The organism is Streptococcus sp. LMAG:39 (assembly GCF_008680485.1).
Taxonomy (GTDB): Bacteria; Bacillota; Bacilli; order Lactobacillales; family Streptococcaceae; genus Streptococcus; species Streptococcus pasteurianus.
This window is the reverse complement of record NZ_NALE01000001.1, coordinates 2,062,541-2,087,741: the sequence shown is the minus strand read 5'-3', so window position 1 is coordinate 2,087,741 and position 25,201 is coordinate 2,062,541. Positions and strand designations below refer to the sequence as shown.

General features: G+C 37.7%; 23 protein-coding genes, 3 tRNA genes and 1 other RNA gene. 7 read left to right on the top strand and 20 right to left on the bottom strand.

What is annotated here, in order from left to right:
* Positions 1 to 79 precede the first annotated feature (79 nt).
* Entirely contained in the window at positions 80 to 3,187 is a 3,108-nt protein-coding gene (locus CCC20_RS10700) for a DNA polymerase III subunit alpha (RefSeq protein WP_287180233.1), read from the bottom strand.
* Between the two features lie 177 nt (positions 3,188 to 3,364).
* Between CCC20_RS10700 and CCC20_RS10695 the strand changes: the two genes are divergently transcribed.
* Genes CCC20_RS10695 through CCC20_RS10685 form a run of 3 tightly spaced genes read left to right on the top strand, consistent with a single transcriptional unit; the run spans position 3,365 to position 5,216 of the window.
* On the top strand, positions 3,365 to 3,733 hold the full coding sequence (locus CCC20_RS10695) for a GntR family transcriptional regulator (protein ID WP_003064572.1): 369 nt from the start codon (positions 3,365 to 3,367) through the stop codon (positions 3,731 to 3,733).
* 1 nt (position 3,734) lies between these two features.
* A complete protein-coding gene (locus CCC20_RS10690) occupies positions 3,735 to 4,433 on the top strand; it encodes an ABC transporter ATP-binding protein (protein ID WP_013851760.1) in 699 nt (232 codons plus the stop codon).
* Between the two features lie 9 nt (positions 4,434 to 4,442).
* Complete coding sequence (locus CCC20_RS10685; RefSeq protein ID WP_003064568.1) at positions 4,443 to 5,216, top strand: hypothetical protein; 774 nt, start codon at positions 4,443 to 4,445, stop codon at positions 5,214 to 5,216.
* 136 nt (positions 5,217 to 5,352) lie between these two features.
* Here CCC20_RS10685 and ssrA read toward each other — a convergent pair.
* Positions 5,353 to 5,703: a transfer-messenger RNA gene (gene ssrA, locus CCC20_RS10680) on the bottom strand.
* Positions 5,704 to 5,794: 91 nt separating this feature from the next.
* On the opposite strand from ssrA, the gene CCC20_RS10675 reads away from it, so the two are divergent.
* From CCC20_RS10675 to CCC20_RS10665, 3 genes are all read left to right on the top strand, one after another.
* A complete protein-coding gene (locus CCC20_RS10675; RefSeq protein ID WP_003064566.1) occupies positions 5,795 to 6,406 on the top strand; it encodes a TVP38/TMEM64 family protein in 612 nt (203 codons plus the stop codon).
* A 172-nt stretch (positions 6,407 to 6,578) separates the two neighbouring features.
* A complete protein-coding gene (locus tag CCC20_RS10670) occupies positions 6,579 to 6,959 on the top strand; it encodes a CidA/LrgA family protein (protein ID WP_013851759.1) in 381 nt (126 codons plus the stop codon).
* Positions 6,952 to 7,647, top strand: a complete 696-nt coding sequence (locus CCC20_RS10665) for an LrgB family protein (RefSeq protein WP_287180229.1) — start codon at positions 6,952 to 6,954, stop codon at positions 7,645 to 7,647. The genes CCC20_RS10670 and CCC20_RS10665 overlap by 8 nt, the downstream gene beginning before the upstream one ends.
* A gap of 253 nt (positions 7,648 to 7,900) precedes the next feature.
* Here CCC20_RS10665 and CCC20_RS10660 read toward each other — a convergent pair.
* From CCC20_RS10660 to parE, 8 genes are all read right to left on the bottom strand, one after another.
* Positions 7,901 to 7,972 (bottom strand) — tRNA-Arg (locus tag CCC20_RS10660).
* A gap of 71 nt (positions 7,973 to 8,043) precedes the next feature.
* Positions 8,044 to 9,240, bottom strand: a complete 1,197-nt coding sequence (rpsA, locus tag CCC20_RS10655) for a 30S ribosomal protein S1 (RefSeq protein WP_013851758.1) — start codon at positions 9,238 to 9,240, stop codon at positions 8,044 to 8,046.
* 127 nt (positions 9,241 to 9,367) lie between these two features.
* Positions 9,368 to 9,439: transfer RNA gene (locus CCC20_RS10650), tRNA-Gln, on the bottom strand.
* A 33-nt stretch (positions 9,440 to 9,472) separates the two neighbouring features.
* Positions 9,473 to 9,553 (bottom strand) — tRNA-Tyr (locus tag CCC20_RS10645).
* A gap of 61 nt (positions 9,554 to 9,614) precedes the next feature.
* Positions 9,615 to 9,845: a DUF2969 domain-containing protein gene (locus CCC20_RS10640; RefSeq protein ID WP_003064559.1), complete on the bottom strand. Its 231-nt coding sequence runs from the start codon at positions 9,843 to 9,845 to the stop codon at positions 9,615 to 9,617.
* Between the two features lie 66 nt (positions 9,846 to 9,911).
* Positions 9,912 to 10,934, bottom strand: coding sequence for a branched-chain amino acid aminotransferase (locus tag CCC20_RS10635; RefSeq protein WP_003064556.1), 1,023 nt, complete (start codon positions 10,932 to 10,934; stop codon positions 9,912 to 9,914).
* A 127-nt stretch (positions 10,935 to 11,061) separates the two neighbouring features.
* Complete coding sequence (parC, locus tag CCC20_RS10630; RefSeq protein WP_117575638.1) at positions 11,062 to 13,521, bottom strand: DNA topoisomerase IV subunit A; 2,460 nt, start codon at positions 13,519 to 13,521, stop codon at positions 11,062 to 11,064.
* Positions 13,522 to 13,616: 95 nt separating this feature from the next.
* On the bottom strand, positions 13,617 to 15,566 hold the full coding sequence (gene parE, locus CCC20_RS10625; RefSeq protein WP_069788989.1) for a DNA topoisomerase IV subunit B: 1,950 nt from the start codon (positions 15,564 to 15,566) through the stop codon (positions 13,617 to 13,619).
* Positions 15,567 to 15,786: 220 nt separating this feature from the next.
* On the opposite strand from parE, the gene plsY reads away from it, so the two are divergent.
* Positions 15,787 to 16,425: a glycerol-3-phosphate 1-O-acyltransferase PlsY gene (gene plsY / locus CCC20_RS10620; protein ID WP_117567293.1), complete on the top strand. Its 639-nt coding sequence runs from the start codon at positions 15,787 to 15,789 to the stop codon at positions 16,423 to 16,425.
* Positions 16,426 to 16,444: 19 nt separating this feature from the next.
* Here plsY and CCC20_RS10615 read toward each other — a convergent pair whose 3' ends face one another.
* The 10 genes from CCC20_RS10615 to CCC20_RS10570 all read right to left on the bottom strand — a co-directional run bounded on the left by CCC20_RS10615 (position 16,445) and on the right by CCC20_RS10570 (position 25,164).
* The gene (locus CCC20_RS10615) at positions 16,445 to 17,716 is read right to left on the bottom strand and encodes a dihydroorotase (RefSeq protein WP_117567295.1); all 1,272 of its coding nucleotides are present in this window, start codon (positions 17,714 to 17,716) and stop codon (positions 16,445 to 16,447) included.
* Positions 17,717 to 17,723: 7 nt separating this feature from the next.
* Positions 17,724 to 18,446 (bottom strand): Type 1 glutamine amidotransferase-like domain-containing protein, encoded by a 723-nt coding sequence (locus CCC20_RS10610; RefSeq protein WP_117567297.1) that lies wholly within the window; start codon positions 18,444 to 18,446, stop codon positions 17,724 to 17,726.
* Between the two features lie 12 nt (positions 18,447 to 18,458).
* Positions 18,459 to 19,112, bottom strand: a complete 654-nt coding sequence (locus CCC20_RS10605; protein WP_003064542.1) for a uracil-DNA glycosylase — start codon at positions 19,110 to 19,112, stop codon at positions 18,459 to 18,461.
* Positions 19,113 to 19,129: 17 nt separating this feature from the next.
* Positions 19,130 to 19,630: a YbhB/YbcL family Raf kinase inhibitor-like protein gene (locus CCC20_RS10600; protein WP_117575636.1), complete on the bottom strand. Its 501-nt coding sequence runs from the start codon at positions 19,628 to 19,630 to the stop codon at positions 19,130 to 19,132.
* A 78-nt stretch (positions 19,631 to 19,708) separates the two neighbouring features.
* On the bottom strand, positions 19,709 to 20,338 hold the full coding sequence (gene pyrE / locus CCC20_RS10595; protein WP_003064536.1) for an orotate phosphoribosyltransferase: 630 nt from the start codon (positions 20,336 to 20,338) through the stop codon (positions 19,709 to 19,711).
* A gap of 14 nt (positions 20,339 to 20,352) precedes the next feature.
* Entirely contained in the window at positions 20,353 to 20,676 is a 324-nt protein-coding gene (locus CCC20_RS10590) for an inorganic diphosphatase (protein WP_013851753.1), read from the bottom strand.
* 44 nt (positions 20,677 to 20,720) lie between these two features.
* Positions 20,721 to 21,413: an orotidine-5'-phosphate decarboxylase gene (pyrF, locus tag CCC20_RS10585; protein ID WP_003064530.1), complete on the bottom strand. Its 693-nt coding sequence runs from the start codon at positions 21,411 to 21,413 to the stop codon at positions 20,721 to 20,723.
* Between the two features lie 219 nt (positions 21,414 to 21,632).
* Entirely contained in the window at positions 21,633 to 22,577 is a 945-nt protein-coding gene (locus CCC20_RS10580; protein WP_117575633.1) for a dihydroorotate dehydrogenase, read from the bottom strand.
* A 9-nt stretch (positions 22,578 to 22,586) separates the two neighbouring features.
* On the bottom strand, positions 22,587 to 23,393 hold the full coding sequence (locus CCC20_RS10575) for a dihydroorotate dehydrogenase electron transfer subunit (RefSeq protein WP_069788991.1): 807 nt from the start codon (positions 23,391 to 23,393) through the stop codon (positions 22,587 to 22,589).
* A 422-nt stretch (positions 23,394 to 23,815) separates the two neighbouring features.
* Positions 23,816 to 25,164, bottom strand: a protein-coding gene (locus tag CCC20_RS10570; RefSeq protein ID WP_285394395.1) for an IS3 family transposase whose coding sequence is annotated in 2 segments (ribosomal slippage) — positions 23,816 to 24,723 and positions 24,723 to 25,164 — 1,350 coding nt in all. Because the reading frame shifts where the segments join, the coding sequence is not laid out codon by codon here.
* Positions 25,165 to 25,201 lie beyond the last annotated feature (37 nt).

Genomic DNA, 25,201 nt, shown 5'->3' with positions numbered 1-25,201 from the left:
TTTGCTAATACTCCTTCTATTAATCTAACGTTCTTATTATAGCACATTACTTTGTAAAAAGCTTCACTTTATTTAATTTTTATTGATAAATCGTTTTCAAAGTATAGCTTGATAATGCTTCAATAAGCTCAGTTGTCCTTTGAACCAGATGTCTTTGACTTTGCAATGTTTGCTTACTATCTTGATAGTGTAAAATCACTGGAATGTTTCCAGGATATTGTGATAATATCTCAGAAATCTCATTATCGTGGAGATGATTTGGAAGTAAGAGCCATAATCGTTCACTACTTGCCTCTTGAATGTGATTTAAAATCATCTGCAAGTGGTTATTTCGATTCTGAATTTTTCCAGTAAAATAATAAAATCTTCCTTCTTGAAGCTTATCTTTGAAACGCACAAAGGTTTCTGGAAACAAAGTAACATCGAATTTTTTCTGAGTATCTGTAACACTCAAAAATGCCATTTGCTCACCTTTCGTTTTTGTCCTGATGACACGAATCTGATTAAGTTCTACCAAGATGGTTGCTTCGGTGTTTTCTTGCAAATCTGCTAGTGCTGTAAAACCTTTTGTGGATTGTCTTGCGATTTCTAATAGTGGATGTGGGCTAATTCCTACGCCTAACAAACTCTGCTCTAAGCGGTATTTTTCAGCATTTGGATAATCTTCGGTCTCAATCCAACTATAAGATGTATCCGAAAATAGACTACCAAGCTCATTGACAAAGATAAAAAGGGGCTCTAGGTTTTCAATGATTTTTCGGCGATTTCTGTCAAATTTGTCAAAGGCACCAACTTCTACCAAAGGTGTAATCATATCCATTTTTTGATAATTCTCTGGCAATCGTGTTAAGAAATCCTCAATGCTATTAAACGGGCGATTTTCGATAATCCAGTAGCATAAATCACGTGGAACACCTCTTAGATTTTTTAAACCAAGGTAAATGTATCCATCTGAAATTTTATTGTTGTAAGGAACGGTATTGATATCGATTTTTTTAACTTTAAATTGTGAATCTAGAGCATCTGTAATATAGTCAGCGCTAGAATAATTCAACATGATATCGTAAAAAACAGCAGGATAATGGGCCTTAAAATAAGCAAGTTGAAAAGCTAAAGCTGAATAGGCAAAAGCGTGGCTTCTATTAAAACCATATCCAGCAAATTTTGCCATACGGCTAAATAAATCCTTTGCCGCTTCAAGCGGACGCCCTAATTGTTGCGCTCCTTCTAAGAAATCACTTTCCATTTTTTGCATATCATCAACCTTTTTCTTAGACATGGCACGGCGTAACAAATCCGCTTTTCCAAGGGTAAAGCCTGCATAAATTTGAGCAATTTGCATGACCTGCTCTTGATAAAGCATGATACCGTAGGTTGGTTCTAAAATCGATGCTACTAATGGATCAATCAAATCCACTTCTTCTTGCCCAAAACGACGTTTAATGAAGTTCTCAGTATAATCACTAGCACCTGGTCGGTTTAAACTAGTTGTTGCAACAATATCTTCAAATCGGCATGGTTGAATACGTTTCAAAAGATTAATTGCTCCAGCCTGTTCAAACTGGAAGATTCCCTTAGTCTTTCCAGCTGCAAATAATTCTAAAGTCTTTTTATCCTCTAAATCTATTGATTTAATGTCAATAGTAACTCCGTAGTCTTTAGCAACTTTTTCTTGCATACGTTGAACAAATGTCAAATTACGCAAGCCAAGAAAGTCCATTTTCAAAAGACCGTTTGCCTCAACTGCTTGAGCATCATACTGCGTAATCATCATGTCTTCGCCAGTTTTTAACGGAATGTGTTCTGTTAAATTATCATCGCTCATAACAACCCCTGCCGCGTGGATAGAGGTCTGACGTGGATTGCCTTCAATACGTTTTGCAATTGCAAATGCTTTTTGGTATTCAATTTTGGAATTAATAATCTGACGAAAAGAAAGATTTTTGTCGTAAACCGATGTTAAAGTATCTCTGAAACTGATTTTTTTCGTGATATTTGTCAACTCATGTTCAGGAGCCCCAAACCGTTTAAAAACATCACGAATGGCTTGTTTTGCTCCAAAGGTTGAAAACGTCACAATCTGCGCTGAATGTAAACTTCCGTAACGGTCACGTACATAATGAAGAAACTCGCTACGATACACATCTGGCAAGTCAATATCAATATCTGGCATGCTATAGCGTTCTTCATTTAAGAAACGTTCAAAAAGTAAGTTATTTTTGACTGGGTCAATCCCCGTAATATCAAGGGCGTAAGAAACCAAGCTCCCTGCAGCTGAACCACGTCCCATTCCCATATAATAACCATGACTTCGACCAAAACGCAACAAGTCCCAGACAATTAAGAAATAATCATCGAAGCCCATTTTATGGATGATTGATAGTTCTTTCTCTAAACGCTCCTGATAAGCTGGCAGCCACAAATTTTTAGCTCGCAATCCCGCTTCTGTTCGTTCAATCAATTCTTCCTGTGCTAGCTTTTGACGATTAAATCTTGGCAATTTTAAATCTGTGTCAAACTCATAATGAATGTTTGATATAAGCTTTTCCTGATTTTCTAACGCTTGCGGAAATGTCTCTCTAAACGCTTGTGTCAAAATATCACAAGCTAACAGATTTTGTCCTTGAGGTGCAGGCGGCGCATCTTTTAAGCTAATATTATCACGAATAGCGTGTAGCATGTGGAGAGCTTCCACCTCATTAGTTTCAAAATAACGAACCGTATAAAGTGGAAAAATTGGCTTTTCATATGCTTTTTGAGGCGAATTAACATCAACCCCAATGTAGTAATCAAAAGGAAGCGACAATGTCTCTAATTTCTCAAAATAAGGCACTACTATGGCTACACCAGTTAAATAATTAAAGAGTTCGCCTAGCTGAATGCCTGAAGACATCTGTTTACTCGAAATCTTCATCAAATTTTTATAACCGGTTGTATCTTGTGCAAGTAGGTAGAGTTTTAACGATAGTGTCTCCTCAACGGCAAAAGATAACTCTAACCCAACAACAGGCTGCAAGGATTGTTTTTTAGCCTCTTCAATAAAATGAAAAGCTGCGTAAAGATTATCCTTGTCCATAATTCCAACTGTTTGATAACCTAAAGATTTAGCCGCTTTAACATACCCCTCTAAGTCAATCAAGCTATCCATAAAAGAATAGACAGTTTTCGTGTCTAACTGGGCAAACATAAAAATGCTCCTTTCGGGTTAATTAACTTAGTTCCATTATACACTAAAATAATATTTAATTTAGTTTTTAATATAAATAGGAAATAAAGATGATAGTTTCCTTGACTTTTCAAATTTATTTCTGTACTATTTATATAGTACAAGACTTCTTTGAAAATTAATAGAAAGGGGTATGGTATGTCCTGGAAATTTGATGAAAAATCACCTATTTATGTTCAAATTGCACAGCATATTAAAATGCAAATTATCAGTCAAGAAATAAAAAATGGTGACCAACTTCCAACTGTCCGTGAACTTGCTGAGGAAGCTGGTGTCAATCCTAACACCATGCAACGTGCTTTTTCAGAACTCGAGCGAGAAGGTATGGTTTACTCTCAACGAACATCAGGGCGTTTTGTAACAGAAGATACAGATCTTATTATGCAAAAACGTCGCGAAGTTGCTGAGGCTGAACTCGAATCTTTTGTTAATAATATGCAAAAAATGGGTTTTCAAATCAACGACATCACATCAGTATTAGAATCTTATATTAAGGAGAAGAATTAGGATGACACAACTGCTTCAACTGCATCATGTTACCAAAAAATACAAAAAGCATGTGGCTATTGACGATATTACACTCAACCTTCCTACGGGTAAAATTATTGGTTTACTAGGTCCAAACGGTAGTGGGAAAACAACACTCATCAAATTAATAAATGGCCTTCTTCAGCCAACCACTGGAGACATTGTCATTGACGGTTATCGCCCTTCCGTGGAAACGAAAAAAATTGTTTCATATTTACCTGATACCTCTTATTTGAGAGAAAATATGAAAATCAAGGATACCTTAACATTATTCGAGGATTTTTATACCGATTTCTCGCGTGAACAAGCTGAACATCTCTTAGACGATTTAGGTCTTAATCCCAATGAACAACTCAAAAATCTATCTAAAGGAAACAAAGAAAAAGTTCAACTTATTTTAGTTATGAGCCGGCAAGCTAAGCTCTACATTCTTGATGAACCAATTGGTGGTGTTGATCCAGCAGCTCGAGAATACATCCTACGCACAATTATTAATAATTATCGTGAAGATGCTTCAGTGATTATCTCAACACATCTAATTGCTGAAATCGAACCAATCCTTGATGAAATCGTTTTCCTCAAAGAAGGAAAAGTTATTTTACAAGGAAATACCGATGATATTCGTGAAGAATATGGTAAATCAATCGACTCACTCTTTCGTGAAAAATATAAAGCTTAGGGGGAAATTATGTTTTCAAAACTTTTAAAATATGAGCTAAAATCTGTTGGCAAATGGTACTTTGCTCTCAATGCCTCAGTCATTGCCATTTCGTTTTTTCTTGGCTTTAGTATAAAATCTCTTGAAACATATGCTCAGACTCGTTCTGAAATCAGTTCAACACACTTCACTCAACTTATCCCAATTATTCTAAGTTTAATCTTTGGTATTCTAGTTGCCGGCGCTTGGATTGCAACCTTTGTCATTATTATTCGCCGATTTTATAAAAACGTCTTTGGGCGCGAAGGGTATCTGACACTAACATTACCTGTTTCATCTCATCAACTTATCTTATCAAAACTCCTTGCTTCTCTTATATGGACTGTGTTCAATGCAATTATTTTAGCAATTGGAATTACATTTCTCATTTTACCAATCTCTGGTGTAGGAAAATTTTTAATGGCTCTTCCTTACTTTGCATCTCTTTTTACACCAACTGAATGGCTAATTATTTTCATTTGTTTCATTCTATCAAGTCTTTCAGGTATTTTAATGATTTATCTTTCTATTGCTGTTGGACAATTATTTACAGATAGACGCGTGCTCATGAGTTTTGTTGCTTACTTTACTATTGCTATTATCGTCATTATTTTATCTGAAACGATTAGTGGTCAACTCACAAAAGACACATTTGATATTAGTATTAATCTTTTTATTTATTCTGGGATTGAATGTCTTATCGAAGGAATTGTATTTTACTTTTCGACTAACTATCTATTGAAAAACAAGCTAAACATTCAATAGAAATATCAGCCAGTCTGAACAGACCAATTTGGTCTGTTTTTGTATCTGGGTGAAAAGCAAAACTAGACAAAACACAAAAATAAAAAACGTTGATATATCAACGTTTTGGGAAACTTTACTAAACTATGAAAAGCTTTGATGGAGCCGGTGGGAGTCGAACCCACGTCCAAACACCTGCCAATACATTTGTCTACAACCATAGGTTATGTTTTTTATTTAACTTAAACTCGATACATAACTCAAACCTAGATTAAGCGAGTCTATTAATCTCTTTTTGGTCAGCTAGACAATAACCAAATGTAGCTTGTTAATCAATGAAACCTCTAGCAAAACACAAGCAATTCTGTAGAGATCACGCGAGCTGGTTTTTAGGCAGCTACAGCGTAAGAATTTGTATTTTTTGCAGTTATATTTAACTGGCAATTTTACATCTGCCGATGAGTCGCAAAATGTACCTCATAATGCCTGTCGAATCCGTAACGACCCCAGATATTATAAATAGTGGAAAACCACTTTGACTATTATAACAGATAAAGTTTAAAATAGCAAAAAAACATCACTTATGATATGATAAAATTATGAAAACGAAAATATCTAAGCGCTATGTGTTTTTTCAGCGACTAATCCAGTTTTTAGGAATTTTAGCCTTGATTGGTACTTTAGCTTTAGTGGTTTGGTTTTACCGATTAGGGATTTTGAATGATAGCAACGCCTTGAAAGATTTTGTCCACCGTCACCAATTCTGGGGACCGTTAATTTTTGTTTTAGTTCAAATTTTTCAAGTTGTTTTCCCAATTATTCCTGGTGGTGTAACAACCGTAGCTGGCTTCCTTATTTTCGATCCTTGGCTCGGTTTTTTGTACAATTATCTTGGAATTATCATTGGAAGTATTATCCTCTTCTTGCTCGTCCGTATCTATGGAAGAAAATTTATTTTGCTATTTGTTAATGAAAAAACTTTTTACAAATACGAAGCAAGACTTGAAACAAAGGGATTTGAGACATTTTTTATCCTTTGTATGTTGTCACCGATATCTCCTGCTGATGTATTGGTGATGATTACTGGACTGACACGTATTTCTCTAAAGCGTTTTATTTTAATTATCATGCTCACAAAACCAATTTCCATTCTTTCGTATAGTTATATTTGGATTTTTGGTGGCGATCTTATCAAAATAATTTTACATTAAATTCAAGGTTAGGGTGATTTGAGTTGCCCTACTTTTATTTCTAAATTAGCTTCAGATTACTTTTGCTAGCACAATAACATTCATCATATTTACATGAAAATTTCATGTAAACGTTTCAATAACCTTGAAAAATTCCAACATAGTAGTAGACTTATAACGAAGGAGTTTACTAATGAAGTTATACGTTCAATTTATGATTATTCTGGTCTTTTCATTCATTGGAGAGGCAATTTCAAATTTGTTGCATTTACCCGTTCCTGGTAGCATTATTGGGCTAGTGCTACTTTTTCTTGCGCTCGAATTTAAACTTATCCGCCTTAGACACATCGACGTTGTCGGAAATTTTTTATTGAATAATATGACCATTCTTTTTTTGCCCGCAGCTGTCGGAATTATGGAAAAATTTAACGATATTAAGAATTATTTACTTCCTATCACTATCATTATTTTAGGTGCTATTTTCCTAAATGTTGCCGTTATCGGTTTTGTTGTGCAATTAATCAAAAAACATTTTGAAGGAGATTACGTCGATAAAGGAGTCCGTCATGAATGAGGTTATTACAAGTCCAATCTTTGGTATAATGGTGTCGATTCTTGCATATTTAATGGGAATGCTAATTTTTAGACGTTTTCCACATCCAATTACAACACCATTACTTCTAGCGACTTTTTTCATTATCACCTTTCTAAAAATAAGTAATATTTCGTATACCGACTATTACGTTGGAGGTAGCTACCTCAACATGCTTATCGTTCCTTCAACTGTCGCACTTGGAATACCGCTTTATCGGTCATTCCACCTAATGAAACATCACATCAGAAGCATTCTATCAGGCATTTTAATCGCTTGTATTGTTAACACTACATTCACAGCACTTATCGCTAAAGCTTTTGGAATTAAATACCTCTTAGCTGTTTCTTTATTTCCAAAATCTGTAACAACTGCTATGGCAGTTGGAATTATCGACAAAATGGGTGGAATTACAACAGTTACCCTTGTCGTTGTTGTCATTACTGGAATTTTAACTAGTGTTCTTGCTCCAGTTTTTCTAAAACTTTTAAAAATCGATGACCCTGTAGCGATTGGGTTAAGCCTAGGTGGTACAGGACACGCTATCGGAACAGGGACCGCCTTAAAATATGGTCATGTCGAAGGTGCAATGGCTGGTCTCGCCATTGGTGTGACTGGAATCGTATATGTTATTATTAGTCCAATTGTTGCTCAAATCATTCTAAAGTAGCACTAGTATAATAAAAAGTCTGAGATGTTTTCTCAGACTTTTTATTATATAGAAAATCAAACTATAAAATCTCACAATCAAAATAATAGTTAATCAAAAAAATTATGACCAATTCACACATAAAAATTATAACAACAGTACTCTAATATTTTTTCGGAAAATGCCTTTAAATAAGTCTAAAAATCTTCCAAATAAATACATTTGTATACTTAAAAAGCCTTGATTTCAAGGCTTTTCAAGTATACTATAACTCTCCACCCTAAGGGAATCGAACCCCTATTTCAAGAACCGGAATCTTGCGTGATATCCATTACACTAAGAGTGGCAACTTATTATATTATACCACATCAAAGTAAAAAGAAAAGACCTATTAAACAAGTCTTTTCTAACTTATTATTATAATTCAATATCGCCAAACAAGTCAGCCATTGAGAATCCAGTTTGAGTTTCTGGAAGTTCGTAATCACGTTTAGCTTCACGTTTTGGACGACGTGGACGAGATTGACGTTTTTCTTCGTTTTCAGCTTGTGCTGGACGTTCTTCAAGAGCTTTGATAGAAAGTGATACACGTTCTGCAGCTGCGTTAACATCAAGAACTTTTACATTAACTTCTTGACCTACTGAAAGGACATCTTTTGGATTTTCAACACGCTTGTGTGAAATTTGTGAGATATGAACAAGTCCATCGATACCAGGTAATACCTCAACGAAAGCACCAAAGTCAGTCAAACGTTTAACTTTACCTTCAACAACATCACCAGTAGCAAGTTTTTGTTCTACACCATCCCATGGTCCAGGTGTAGTAGCTTTAAGTGAAAGTGATACACGACCTGCTTCTTCGTCGATTGAAAGAACTTTAACTTCAACTTCTTCACCAACAGAAACAACTGATTTAGGTGACACGTTACGTTCGTGAGACAACTCAGTCACGTGAACAAGTCCGTCAACACCACCAAGGTCGATGAAAGCACCAAAACTTGTCAAGCGAGCAACTTTACCCTTAACAATTGCACCCTCTTCAAGATTAGAGAATACTTCGTTACGAGCAGCAGCAGCTTTTTCTTCAACAACTTCACGACGTGAAAGGATGAAGCGGTTTTCAGCTGGAACAACTTCTTTAATTTTAGCTTCGAACTCTTGACCAACAAATTTTTCGGTATTACGTACAAAACGAGTATCAATCATTGAAGCTGGGATAAATCCGCGAAGTCCTTCAAATTCAACTGAAAGACCACCTTTAACAGCACGTGTACCTTTAACAGTAACAACTTCACCTTCACGACCAACAAGTTTATCCCAAGCTTTGCGAGCTTCCAAGCGTTTTTTAGAGACAAGGAAAGTAACTGTATCAGTATCTTTACCTACAACTTGACGAAGAACAAGAACTTCAACTGTGTCGCCAGTTTTAACAAAGTCATTAATGTCAGCATCACGATCGTTAGTCAATTCACGAAGTGTAAGGACACCTTCAACACCTGTCCCTTCGATAACAACGTTTGCTTGATCATTATCAACAGTTAAAACTTCCGCAGTGACCACATCACCAGGGTTTACTTCGCTAACACTGTTTAGCAAATCTTCAAATTCATTCATTCTAAAAAATCCTCCAACAAAAGCTAGCTAGTGCTAACTTTTGACAACAATAATATTTCTCAAGGTAACCCGCAACGACAACAACTTTTATCTTTGACGGTGTCAAGCCGAAACTTGATACCTTTGACTGGGGTAGCTGGATTCGAACCAACGCATGAGGGAGTCAAAGTCCCTTGCCTTACCGCTTGGCTATACCCCAAAAATAATGTACAACCTAAGACTTTTCTTAGAATGGAAGGGGAGGGATTCGAACCCCCGAACCCGAAGGAGCGGATTTACAGTCCGCCGCGTTTAGCCTCTTCGCTACCCTTCCGTTACAACAAAAACTATTCTAACATAGTTTTTGTCCTCTTGCAAGTACTTTTCGGCTTTTTTTAGCGATTAAGATTGTAATTTTCAATAATACTTTCAATCGTTTGTTCTAATGTCTTGAAGAAGGCTCCGACTTCTCCATTCTTGACAATTGCAAACTTACCATCTAATTCAGCGATTTCACCAATGATTTTTTTACCAGCTGTCAAAGTGTAGCCTTCAACTTTGGCGTTATTGATTTCAACCTTAGCATCAGCTAGTTGAATTTCGATTTTCTTATCTTTTTTGCTCATTCTTTCACCTCACTTTACCCATTTTACATGAAAATGAAAAAGCTTGCAAGAGCAAGCTTTCATTTTTTAGTCAACTTTGTAAATCCAGCCTTCTGGAGCTTCAATATCACCAAACTGGATACCAACAAGCTCGTCATAAAGTTTACGGGTTACAGGACCTACTTCTGTTTCGCTATAAAAGACATGGAAGTCATCTCCATGTTGAACACCACCGATTGGTGAAATAACGGCTGCTGTACCACAAGCACCAGCTTCAACGAATTTATCCAATTCATCAAGTTTTACGTCACCTTGGATAGCTTTCATGCCAAAGCGGTGCTCTGCCAAATAAAGAAGCGAATATTTTGTGATAGATGGCAAAATAGATGGGCTAAGCGGTGTGATAAATTCACTATCCGCTGTAATACCGAAGAAGTTTGCTGAACCGACTTCTTCAATTTTGGTATGAGTGGCTGGGTCAAGATAAATAACGTCAGAAAATTTGCGGTCGTGCGCCACTTTCCCTGGAAGAAGGCTTGCTGCGTAGTTACCACCAACTTTTGCGGCACCTGTACCATTTGGTGCAGCACGGTCATATTCATCTTGAATCAAGAAGTTTGTTGGCACTAAGCCACCTTTGAAGTAATTTCCAACTGGCATGGCAAAAATAGTGAAAATGTATGCATCAGCTGGGTGAACACCAATCATATCACCAACACCAATCAAAAGAGGACGTAGATAAAGAGTTGCACCTGTACCATATGGTGGGACGAATTCTTCATTGGCGCGCACAACTTGCTTAGCGGCATCAATGAATTTTTCAGTTGGCACTTGTGGCATAAGAAGGCGGTCTGCTGTGCGTTGCAAACGTTCTGCATTCATATTTGGGCGGAATAATTGAACAGAGCCATCTTTTGTGCGATAAGCTTTCAAGCCTTCAAACGCTTGTTGACCATAATGCAAAGCTGGAGACGCTTCTGAAATATGAAGCGTTGCATCTTCTGTTAATTGTCCGTCATCCCACTGACCGTCTTTATAATATGAAATATATCGAAATGGTAATTTATGATAGGCAAATCCTAGGTTTTCCCAGTCTAAATCTACTGTCATGTTAAATCCTCTTTCTTTGTTTTTATTTTATTGTACGCTTTTTAAATCTTTTTTCAAGTGGTTTTTCATAAAATTCTGAAAATTTAGTTTTAAAAATAAATCGGGGCCTTTTCCCCGACTTATGAATTTATTTGATTCGTGCGTTAAAGACACCTTCATCAGAAATTTTATCTGAGATAAATGAACCGTTACTTGTACGTTCAGAAAGGTTTAAATCTTCTAAAATGGCTTGGTAAACAGTACCTTTATTCGAATGAACCTCTAATGTTTCAACATCATCAGAATCTACTGTGCTAATAGTGAATAAATCAAGGTTTTGCACGTCATTAGAAGTATGAACTGGTCCAGCCATAAAGACACGATGTGGTTTTGATTTGAGTTCGCGTAAGACTTGCAAACCACGATTTGCACGGCTTGTAGCTGGAATAAGCTCTGTCGCCATACGTTTAAGGCTACCACGTTGTGTTAAGATAAAGAAACTATCTGTATTGGCAACAAAGGCTGAGGCTACGAAATCATCGTCTTTAAGGTTGATTGCCTTGACCCCTGCTGCTTTTGCGCCAACGACTGGCACTTCTTCGATATTGAAATGCAGTGCGTAACCGTTGTGTGTCACAATCATTACGTCGTCTAACGCAATTGGTGAGATGGTAACGACACTATCATCAGCATTTTTTAACTTAGCATATTTAACTGATTTTGATTTGTAAGTGCGCCAAGGTGTGAATTCCTTGCGTTCAAAGCGTTTGATTTGTCCAAGTTTTGTTGCAGCAAAGTAGGTTTGTGAACCGAAATCATCAACAATTTCAGCATACAAAACGTATTCATCTGTCGCAAAGTTGGTAATGGTTTGCGACAAGTGTTCACCGATATCTTTCCAACGAATATCAGTCAATTCATGGATTGGACGGTAAATGACATTACCAAGATTTGTGAAAATCAGCAAGTGCTGCGTTGTCTTAGCTTGTGCTACGAAAATCAGCTCATCATCATCACGTTTTCCAATTTCTTCAACTGTCGAAGCGTTGTAAGAACGTGGGCTGGTACGTTTGATATAACCGCCTTTCGTTACGCTAACAAAGGTATCTTCCTCAACAATCAAGCTTGCTACATCAATTTCAATTGTTTCAGCTTCAGCTTGCAATTCTGTCAAACGTGGTGTAGCAAATTTTTTCTTAACTTCACGCAATTCACGTTTCATGACATTGTACATGGTACGTTCATCGCCGATAATGGCTTTAAGCATTGTAATACGTTCACGAAGCTCTGCTTCTTCATTTTCAAGCGTTACAATATCAGTATTTGTCAAACGGTACAATTGCAATGTGACGATTGCTTCGGCTTGTTCTTCCGAGAATTCATAGCTAACTTTCAAATTTTCTTTAGCGTCAGCTTTATTTTCAGACGCACGAATAAGCGCGATAACATCGTCAAGAATCGAAATCACACGAATCAAACCTTCCACGATATGAAGGCGTTTTTCAGCTTTTTCTTTATCAAATTTCGAACGAGCAACGATAATTTCTTTACGGTGCGCAATATAACTTGTCAACATTGGAACGATACCAACCTGACGTGGTGTGTAGTTATCAATGGCAACCATGTTGAAATTGTAATTCACCTGCAAATCTGTGTATTTCAAAAGATAGTTGAGAACAGTTTGTTCGTCAGCATCTTTTTTAAGCTCAATAGCAATACGCAGACCATCACGGTCGGATTCATCACGAACTTCCGCGATACCAGGCACTTTATTATTCACACGAACATCATCGATTTTCTTAACAAGTACCGCTTTATTAACTTCATAAGGAATTTCTGTAACGACAATCTGTTTTTTACCACCTTTGAGGCTTTCAATGTCTGTGCGTGAGCGAACCACAACACGACCTTTACCAGTCTCATAAGCTTTACGAATACCATCTTTACCTTGAATAATCGCACCAGTAGGAAAATCTGGTCCAGGCAAGAATGCCATTAATTTATCCAATTTAGCATTAGGATGATCAATGAGGTAAACAACCGCATCAATCACTTCTGCTAAATTATGTGGCGGAATATCCGTTGCATAACCTGCTGAAATCCCTGTCGCACCATTTACCAATAAATTTGGAAAAGCCGCAGGTAAAACCGTTGGTTCTTTTTCGGTATCATCAAAGTTCCAAGCAAAAGGAACCGTATCTTTGTCAATATCATGGAGTAAATAACCCGCAATTTCTGACAAGCGTGCTTCGGTATAACGCATGGCAGCTGGTGGGTCACCGTCCATAGAACCGTTGTTACCGTGCATTTCAATTAAAGTCGCACGATTCTTCCAATCTTGACTCATACGCACCATGGCGTCATAAATTGAAGAGTCACCGTGTGGGTGGAAATTCCCCATAACGTTACCGACGGATTTCGCCGATTTACGGAAACCTTTATCAAAGGTATTGCCGTCTTTATTCATTGAATAAAGGATACGGCGTTGAACAGGCTTCAAGCCATCACGAATGTCTGGCAAAGCCCGCTCTTGAATAATATATTTGGAATATCGCCCAAAACGATCTCCCATAATGTCTTCAAGAGACATATTTTGTACATTTGGCATGTTTATTATCCTTTTTATCTTACATCAAAAATTATAATTTAAGCTCATCATTTTAAACAAATAATGGAGCGTTACTGGTCACTTTCAACGACTGATTAAAACACCGTATTTTCTTCTAGAGTGAATTTGACGTTGTCCTCAATCCATTTACGGCGTGGTTCAACTTTGTCGCCCATGAGGACATTGACACGGCGTTCGGCACGTGCTAAGTCTTCAATTGTTACACGAATTAAGGTGCGTGTTTCTGGATTCATGGTTGTTTCCCAAAGTTGGTCAGCATTCATTTCCCCAAGACCTTTATAACGTTGTAGCTGAGCACCTTTACCAAATTTTTGACGTAATTCTTCTAACTCGCCATCTGTCCATGCATACTCCACTTGCTCTTTCCTGCCTTTACCTTTTGACATTTTATAAAGAGGTGGAAGGGCAATATAGACGTGTCCAGTCTCAACTAGCGGACGCATATAACGATAAAAGAACGTTAATAAAAGCGTTTGAATGTGAGCACCGTCAGTATCGGCATCGGTCATGATAATAATCTTATCGTAGTTAGAATTTTCAACGTTAAATTCTGCACCAACACCCGCACCAATTGTGTAAATCATGGTATTGATTTCTTCGTTTTTCACAATGTCAGACATCTTAGCTTTGGCCGTATTCAACACTTTACCACGCAATGGTAGAATCGCTTGGAATTTGCGGTCACGACCTTGTTTAGCTGAACCACCGGCAGAATCCCCTTCGACTAGATATAATTCGTTTTTCTTAGGATTCTTAGACTGTGCTGGCGTTAATTTACCAGAAAGCAAGCCCTTATCTTTTTTATTTTTCTTACCGTTACGTGATTCGTCACGCGCCTTGCGCGCTGCTTCTCTGGCATCACGCGCTTTAATTGCTTTGCGAACAAGGTTTGAAGCAATTTCGCCGTTTTCTAAAAGGAAATACGTTAATTTTTCAGAAACGATTCCGTCAACAATCGGACGTGCTAATGGGCTTCCGAGTTTGTCTTTGGTTTGCCCTTCAAATTGTAAATGTTCTTCTGGCACAAGAATTGAAAGCACCGCTGACAAGCCTTCACGGTAATCAGAACCTTCTAAATTCTTATCTTTTTCTTTCAGCAAACCAGACTTACGAGCATAATCATTCATTGCCTTAGTAATAGCTGATTTCAGACCAGTTTCATGCGTACCACCGTCTTTTGTACGAACATTGTTAACAAAAGAAAGGATATTATCAGAAAAACCGTCGTTATATTGGAGAGCGACTTCAACTTGGAAATTTTGGTCTTCACCTGTAACTGAAATAACTGGTGTCAACGTTTCCTTGTCTTCATTGAGGTATTCAACAAAATCTTGAACCCCATTTTCATAATGAAATTCCAAATGTTCTGCTTCTTCCGGACGATTATCTGTTAAAGCCAATGTCACATCTTTAAGCAAGAAAGCAGATTCTTTCAAGCGCTCAGCAATCGTATTAAACTTAAAATCAATTGTCGAGAAAATTGTGTCATCAGGCATAAAAGTGACTTTTGTCCCTGATTTTGATTTTGGTGCTGTGCCGATTTTTTTAAGCGTAGTAACTGGTTTCCCACCATTTTCAAAACGTTGCTTGTAAACGGCACCGTCACGTGTGATTTCAACTTCAAGCCAGCTAGAAAGCGCATTAACAACCGAAGAACCTACTCCATGCAGACCACCAGATGTCTTATAGCCACCTTGACCGAATTTACCACCTGCGTGGAGAACGGTAAAGATAACCTCAACTGTTGGGATCCCCATAGCGTGCTTACCAGTTGGCATTCCACGTCCTTGGTCACTAACTGTCACACTACCATCAGAATTGATAATCACGTCAATCTGATTACCAAAACCAGAAAGCGCCTCATCGACAGCATTATCGACAATTTCCCAAACTAAATGATGAAGACCAGTCGCATCTGTAGAACCGATATACATCCCTGGACGTTTACGAACAGCATCCAATCCTTCCAAGACCTGAATCGCATCGTCATTATAATTATTTACATTAATTTCTTTTTTAGCCAAAAGTGACCTCCAAATAGTTCATCTTTTTTATATTACAAGTTTTTTCTGATTTTTGCAAAAAAAAATCAAAAATTCTGACGATTTTGCACGTCATTTTGCCTTTTTTCACTCATTTTACTGTAAATTTTTAAAGCGCTACCATTGTTTTACTTTGAATAATCAAGTCATTTATTTTTCAAATTTTTCTTCTATCCCAACTTGAATATGATATAATGAAAACATGAAAATTTTAGTTTTGATTGTGATTGCATATTTATTAGGATCTATTCCAACAGGATTATGGATTGGAAAATTCTTTTACCATGTCAATTTAAGAGAACACGGCAGTGGTAATATAGGAACAACTAATACTTTTCGTGTCCTAGGACCAAAAGCTGGTACGGTGACGTTTATCATTGATATGTTAAAAGGAACGGTAGCCACATTACTTCCGCATATTCTCGGTGTTACGGCAGTATCTCCGATATTGATCGGACTTTTTGCTATTATCGGACATACGTTTCCGATTTTTGCCAAATTTAAAGGTGGTAAAGCTGTGGCGACTAGTGCTGGTGTGCTTTTGGGATTTGCGCCAATGTTCCTACTTTATTTATGGATTATATTTGTTGGAACATTGTATCTCTTTAGCATGATTTCCTTATCAAGTGTTGTCGCCGCTGCTGTGGCTGTTGTTAGTGTCCTTATCTTTCCAGCATTTGGTTTTTTATTACCACACTACGATTTGCTCTTTACGCTAATCATCGTGTTAATCGCAAGTATTATCATTATTAGACACAAAGACAATATCACACGCATTCGAAAACATGAAGAAAACCTTGTTCCTTGGGGATTAAATTTAAGCAAACAAAAAGTGGACTAGAAAAACTAGTCCGCTTTTTTTATGACGCTTGATAAACAATTTTACCGTCACAGATGGTATATTTAACAACACCTTGTAATTTTTCACCGATAAATGGTGAATTTGATGCTTTCGAAGCAAAATGGTCTGATACAATACGTTCTTCCTTATCTGCGAAAATAACGATATCCGCAGGACCATTTTCCGCCAAATACCCTGCATCGAAATCGTACATTGATGACGGATTAATCGTCATTTTAGCCAATAATTCAGACAAAGTTAAATCACCTGTCGCTACTAAATTCGTCAAACCAAGTGACAATGATGTTTCAAGTCCTGTCATACCTGATGGGGCTCTTGTGATGTCATCAACATTTTTCTCATCTGCGTGATGTGGTGCATGGTCAGTAGCAATCACTGAAATGACACCAGATTTCAAACCTTCGATAACAGCTAAACGGTCTTTTTCGGTACGAAGTGGTGGATTCATCTTAGCTGCAGAGCCCTTAATTAACAGCAAGTCTTCTGTTTTTGAGAAATGTTGTGGCGCTGCTTCAGCAGTAACATTAGCACCAAGTTGTTGAGCGAATTCGACCACCTTAACAGATTCTGCTTTTGATAAATGTTGGATATGCAAATGCGCGCCACGGTCGTAAGCAATCATGACATCACGCGCAATCATGCTGTATTCTGCCACACCTGTTGCCCCACAAAAATGGAATTTATCACGTGCGATATGCTCATTAAATCCAAGAATACCATTCAATTCAGGGTCTTCTTCGTGAACGGCAACAAAAGTATTGTTCGCTTTCGCCAAATCTAGCGCTTCTTTCAATACTTTCGTGCTTTGAAGCGGAATACCGTCATCTGAAAAACTGAGTGCACCATTTTCAAGAAGAGCTTTAAAATCAGTCAAGTGTTGACCGTCAAAGTTTTTCGTTACAGTTGCATTTGTGTAAACATGCACATCTTCCTTAGCAGCACTCGCTAAAACCTCTTTTAGCGTTTTTACATCTGAAATCGTTGGATTGGTATTTGCCATCATAACAACAGAAGTGAAACCACCAGCTGCAGCTGCAAGAGCACCTGTGTGAATATCCTCTTTGTGTGTTTGCCCTGGTTCACGAAAATGCACATGAATATCAACCAAACCAGGTGCTACAACAAGCCCTGTCGCATCAATGATTTCAGCGCTAGCTTCTTCAATCGAATCAGCAATTTTAATAATTTTTTTGCCGTCAACAAGAATATCTACAACCTGATCAAAACCAGATTTTGGATCAACAACACGACCATTTTTAATTAATAACATACTAAACTCACTTTCTAAATTGATAAGTTTCATTTTCAGCATTTATCTGCGACAATGCGCCATTTTTGATACGGTAAGCTTCACCGTAAATCGTTTCAACAGTTCCATTCCCATACAGAAAACTACCGTCACAAATGGCATAAAAACAGCGACCATTACTATCTGGATAGGTAATATCTTCGAAAACACGAAGCCCATCAAGTATGTGATGCTTTGTTTCTTGATAGTGTGGAATTAACTGGACTTGGGTAATTCCAAGACCAGCTAAAAAACGCTGATAATCTTTTGAAATCGCTTCGCCTGCTTCTTCTGGTTGTGCATAAACAAGCTCCGCCGCATTCATAGAACCTGCACTTGAGCCGATGACAATTTTATCGCTGCTTTGCAGCAGTTCACGCATACCAACTGAATTCAGAAAAGCATTCTGTGTAGGCACATGCCCACCCGCTAAGAAAATCAAGTCCGCCTCAGCTACCAAGCTGGAAGCCTGATTTGCCGTTAGATTATCCAGCACCGCATATTTTTCAAATGTCATGCTTTCGGCTTCAAAAGCCGTTTTTACATCAGCAGCATATTGATCTGTAAACGTGTTATCGTTCGGATCCGAACATACAAAAAGAGCGCTAAACTTGCTAGGCAGGTGTTCTTTCAAAAGATTAACAAAACCATTTGCGGGATTAAGACGTCTTTTTTCATAAATGATGGGATTACTTGCTAAAAAATAAATCATCTGTTTTTCCTATTATTTTAACCAATCGATTGCTTCAAGCCCGTCTTGAGTTAAATAAGCATTTGCTCGCGAAAAAGGGTGGCTACCAAAGAAACCACGATATGCTGAAAGTGGACTTGGGTGTGCACTTTCAATGACATGATGAATTGGATTAGTAATCAACGCCTTTTTCTTACGAGCATATCCACCCCACAGAATAAAGACAACTGGCGTTTCCTTTTGATTGACTACTTTAATGATAGCATCTGTAAAAGGCTCCCAAATCTGTCCTGCATGACCATTAGCACGTCCTGCAGGAACCGTCAAACACGCATTTAGAAGCAACACCCCTTGCTGTGCCCATGGTGTCAAATCATGATGGTCTCGTTGCCCTAAATCATCTGATAATTCTTTAAGAATATTTTGAAGAGACGGTGGCGCAGGAATATTCTCTGGGACAGAAAATGACAATCCCTGTGCCTGATTAGGTCCATGATAAGGATCTTGACCAATAATCACCACCTTAACGTCCTCTAGCGGAGTGGTCTGAATGGCATTAAAAACTTTCTCACGTGGTGGGTAAATCAACTCCTGCTGATAAACATAATCCATAAATTGATTTATCTTGCCAAAATAATGCTCTGGCAATTCTTTTTTGATTAACTCATGCCAAGTTGAATGTTGCATGTTTACTCCTTTTTGTCTTAGTATTTCCCTACTAAATCTAGTTTTTCTTTTGCTAACACATGTCCTTCCATAGCATGCAATAGCTCATTCATGTAGAAACCATTTGCCAATGGTAATTCACAATCTAGTGCATAAACTGTAAGGGTATAGATATGGTCTTTATCAGGTGGATATGGTCCCATATACCCTTCGTCAATGTCTGAGTAATCCTCATTTAGTAATTTACTAACTAAGCTATTCTTGCCATGTGCATGCTTATTGTCTAGACGTGAAAAATCTTCTGAAATCACTGTTACATCAGCTGAAACATTGGCAACAACCCAATGAATATAAGCAAAACCGCAGACAGGAATAGAATCATAATCAACAAATGTCCATGCAAAACTTTTCGTTTTTTCAGGAACATCTTCAATCGTAAACGGAAAAGAAACCACTGCATTTCCCTTTACTTGTACCTTTGCTTTCTTAGCATAAACGTCTGGCAAAATATTATCTTCAAATGTACAAGAAAGTTTCATCTTTTTTACTCCTTTCATCCTTTAAACCAAGAAAGCCACTAAAGCAATTTTACTTTAGTAGCCAAATACTAAACTTGATTAATCACGCCAAGTTTCTTGATTTTCTTTAAATTTATGTAGTAATTGAAGGTCGTCAGCTGTGATATAACCTTGCACCTTAGCAACTTTGATTAATTCAGTATAGTTAGAAAGTGTCACCAATTTAACACCTGCTTTTTCAAAGTTTTCAGTTGCTTTAGGCAATTCATAAGTAAAGATAGCCACAACTCCGATGACATCAGCACCTTCACGTTCTGCTGCTGCAACAGCTTCTAGTACAGAGCCACCAGTTGAAATAAGGTCTTCAACGACGACCATTTTTTGACCTTTTGTCACACGACCTTCGATTTGATTACCAGCTCCGTGATCTTTTGGTTTGCTACGAATGTAAGCAAATGGAAGGTTCATCTTGTCAGCAATAATCGCACCGTGAGGGATTCCTGCTGTTGCTGTCCCTGCAATCACTTCTACTTCAGGAAATTCTTCTTTGATTTTTTCAACAAAACCATTTTCAATCAATGTACGCGTTTCAGGATATGAAAGCGTCACACGATTATCTGTGTAAATTGGTGATTTAATACCAGATGCCCAAGTAAATGGATCGTTTGGTTTCAAGTAAACAGCTCGAATATCAAGCAAATCTGATGCAATTTGTGATGCTAAAGTCATAATATTCCTCTTTTCTATAATAACTCAATGGTTGATGTAAAATATTGTTCTAAAAAATGGGTTGCTTGTTTTATTTGGTCATAAGTAACTAGTTCACCAGCGGTTATTAAAATCCATTTAGTCTCCACATCATCAGCACGATGACTAATGGCTACTAATTCCCCTTCGAATACTTCTAGGGGAGCTGAGATATTCTCTGAAATAATATAGACATCTTGCCACTCACCGTCACCTCCAATCAGATTTGGAATGTAATCATAATTGATTGGATAGTTATTCCCGTATCTATCTTGATAACCGATTGGTCTATCAATAACCGCTGTGTAAGATTGCCTCATTGTTAACTCCATACCAACCCTAAAACAATTTTAGTATTCCAATACTAAGCATTCCATTCATCGTAAATGGCTTTGTAAGCCGCAACAGGATCATCCGCTTTTGTAATTGGGCGTCCAACAACAATATAGCTTGAGCCAATGGCACTAGCTTGACTTGGGGTCATTACACGTTTTTGATCACCGACAGCAGCTCCCGCAGGACGAATACCTGGTGTCAAGCAAACGAAATCTTCAGAAGTTGTGTCTTTAATAACTGCAACCTCACGTGCTGAACAAACCACACCATCAAGACCAGCTTCGTTTGCTTTCTTAGCATAATGCAAAACAGATTCCACTAAGCTTGTTTGGATATTTTGATCAGCCTTCATCTGTTCGTCTGACGTTGACGTTAACTGTGTTACCGCGATTAGTTTCGGACCTTGTCCAAGACCTTCACGCGCTGCTTTCATCATTTCAACGCCACCAGCAGCATGAACATTAGTCATATCGACACCAAGATTTGATAACACACGCATAGCTGATTTGACTGTATTTGGAATGTCATGTAATTTTAAATCTAGAAAAACAGAATGTCCAAGTGATTTAACATAACGGACAATTTCTGGTCCTGCTGCATAGTATAGCTCCATACCAATCTTAACATAAAGTTTTTCATCAGCAGGGAACAAAGCAAGAAATGATTTCACATCATCAAATGACGGAAAATCAAGAGCAATAATCGGACGACTTTCGTGCATTTTTTCTCCTTTTTCTACAAAGAAAACCTCGCCAAAGGGCGAGGTTACACGAAAAGCAGGGTAGCAAACACCCATCATTCAAAGACTTTTTATCTTCTTTTTTCACGAACCTTTCTCGCCTCTCTGGACTCAATTAAAGGTTATTCAGTTGTTAATATTATATCTTTTTTTACTGGCAAAGTCAAAAACTTACTTGACTTTTCGGAAAAATAGCAGAGCTTATTTTCCACGTAATTCTTGCCTAACCTCACATCGTAAGGTTTCAAGATTTTCAATGCCGTATTTATCCATCACTTCTGGCAAACGGTCAATAATATTTGGACAAGCATATGGATCTGCAAAATTAGCTGTTCCAACGCCAATCGCTGATGCGCCAGCAATCATCATTTCAATAGCAGCTTCTGCCGAATCCACACCACCCATACCGATGATTGGCAAATCCGTACTTTGCGCCACTTGACGAATGAGTTTTAGAGCTACTGGAAAAACCGCTGGACCGCTCATGCCACCAGTACCGTTAGCAATAATTGGCTTACGAGTTTTCAAATCAAATCGCATACCAACCAAGGTATTAATCATGGTAAATCCTGTTGCACCAGCTTCTTCAACAGCCTTAGCAACTGTTGTGATATCAGCCACGCTCGGTGTTAATTTAACATAAACTGGCACATCAGAATGCTCAACACTCGTTTTTACTGCTGCATAAGCCAATTCTGGCACTTGTCCAATCAATAAGCCATGATTACCATGGTCAACGTTAGGACAAGAAATATTAAGCTCGATAGCTTTAACATTTGGAGCTTTTGAAATCTTTTCAGACACATAAGCATACTCATCATTTGAAAAGCCCGCAACATTGGCAATAATCGGTAATTCTGGATAATGCTGCGCTAACCACGGTAGCTTTTCAGCCAAAACAACATCCACACCTGGATTTTGCAAACCAATAGCATTTAACATTCCTGACGGCGTTTCAGCCACACGCGGTGTTGGATTTCCAAAACGAGCATCTTTGGTTGTCGCTTTAATCATGATTGAGCCAAGCTTATCTAAATCGTAATATTTAGCATATTCTTGACCGAAGCCAAAACAACCTGATGCTGGGATAATTGGATTTTTCAAGTCAAGCCCTGGGAGACTGACCGCTAAACGATTTTCTGACATAAGACCTCCTTATAAGATGATGTTACCAGTTTCAAAAACCGGTCCGTCTTCGCACACACGTTTATTAGCCGCTTCTTGTGCATTTTTTAAATGAACAACACAAGCATAGCAAGCTCCCATACCACACGCCATACGCGATTCCATTGACAGGTAGGCATGCGGATGATTTTCAAATTTTTGGTCAACGTATTTTAACATGCCTGGCGCACCACATGAATAAATCGCATCATACGTTTCGTTCTGCACCAAATCATCGACGACCGTTGAGACATAGCCTTTAATACCATAAGAGCCGTCATCTGTTGTGACATAAACTTTGCCATAAGCTGACAATTCTTCTTCCAGAATCACAGCCTCTTTACTGGCAAAACCAAGAACAGAAGTGACGTCAACACCCTTAGCAGCGAGTTGTTTAGCTGTCTCAACCAAAGGAGGTACACCAATTCCACCACCAATTAGCAACGCTTTTTGACCTGATGTCACCACCGACAAATCGAATCCATTCCCTTGAGGCCCCATTGTGTCAACACGGTCACCAGCCTTCATTTGCGATAAAATCGCTGTTCCTGCACGCTCCACACGATACACAATCGTTGCCACTTTATTAACTTTATCAATCTGACAAATCGAAATCGGACGACGTAACAATTTACTTGGGTCAGGCACACGCAGATGTAAGAATTGACCGGAAGCCATATCCAAGACCATTTCTCCTGATAATGTCATCTCAAAAATACGTGGAGCAATCTCTCTTTGACTAACAATAAGTAAATCTTCTTTCAACACTAAAGGTTTGTTTTTACAACTTGGATTCATAACATTCCTTTCACACAAAAAACCTCGCCAGAAGGCAAGGTTACAGCAAAATAAGCAGAGTACATCAAAGCACACTCATACCTTTTATTAGAGTTAAAACTCTTTTTTTTACAGTAACCTTGAAAGTCTCTCTGGACTTAATTAAAGGTTTTCAAATTTTTATTATTATAACGCGTTTTAAGATGATTGTCAATTAGTTTTATAAGAATGATTGTTAGCGTTAACATCATTTAAAGTTATCAAAACTCTCACTTATTTCTAAATCACCACTTCTAAGTTGCATAATAGCAATTTCAAAAAGTGCTTTCAAGCTTTTTCTCTCTTTTGTAGGCACTTCTGCATCATCTCCTACTTATCGACATAATACCCAAAAATAAAAAGAAGGCACAAGTGAAGTGCCCCCCAAAAGTTAGACTAAATATTTAAGTTAAGGATTGAGTTCTGTATTGCACAGGACTTAGTCCTTTTAATGTAAGTTTGATTCGTTTAGTGTTGTAGTAGTTGATATATTCTGAAATAGCTGTTTTCAATGTTTCGAGGGAAGTAAATTCCTTCTCAAACCCATAAAACATTTCTGTCTTCAATGTTCCAAAGAAAGATTCCATCATGCCGTTGTCTAAGCTATTTCCTTTACGCGACATGGACGGTCTCATTCCATGCTCCTCAAGAAAATGATGGTAGTAAGTGTGTTGATATTGCCATCCTTGGTCACTATGTAAAATAGTGCCCTGATAAGTTTGTTCAGGAAAAGCCTCGGAAAGCATCGTTTTAAGTTGTTGTAAGTTTGGCGAGGTAGATAAATTATATGCAATAATCTCACTGTTAAAGCCATCAAGAACTGGTGATAGATACAATTTTTGATCACTAGCAGGAATTGAAAACTCTGTTACATCGGTATAACACTTCTTAAGTGGTTGGGCAGCTTTAAATTGACGCTTAATGAGATTATCAGCTTTCTTGCCCACCTCACCTTTATAAGAGTTATAGCGACGTTTCGCACGGATTCTAGCTTTCAAACCAAGTTCTGTCATCAGACGTTGAACTTTCTTATGGTTAACTTTATAGCCTCGATTTTTAAGTTCGAGGTGAATTCTACGGTAACCATATCTCCCTTTGTTCTCAGAATAAATATCTTGAATAGCTTCTTTTAATTCTTTGTTTTTATCTACCTGGGTTAGACGTTTAACCTGATAATAGTAGGTTGATCGAGACAGCTTCAAAATATTAAGTAGGATTCTTAAATCAAATACATTGATTAGTCCTTGAATGATTTCTGTTGCTCTTTGAGCCTTGCTTCGTCCCTCAATCGGAGTTCTCTCAACTTTTTTAGTACGGCACTCTCCGCTCTAAGGTACTCATTTTCATATTGAAGACGCTCTAATTCAGTCATTTCTTCAAGTTTTTTCTTTGGTTTGCGTCCCATCTTTACAGGTCTCCCTCTTGATTTCTCAAGAATAGTATACCCGTTTTTCTTGTATTGCGCTATCCAATTAGGAAGCATTCCCTTATTTGGTAATCCATAATCTAGAGAAACCTCTAGCTGAGACCTACCTTTCATCAGAACTTCGTTTATGATTTCCTGCTTTAGTTCAGGAGAATAATACCTATTTTTCCTTTTACAAACACTTTCCAATCCGTGTATATCAATAAGGCGGACCATGTATTGAAGGTTATACTTACTAATATTAAATGTTTGACTGATTTTAGGCCATGTCCAACCAGATTGTCGTAAGCGATAGATTTCAATTTTATCTTCATAACTTAATTTCATAGAAAAACACCCCAAAAGTTAGATTTGTTGTCTAACT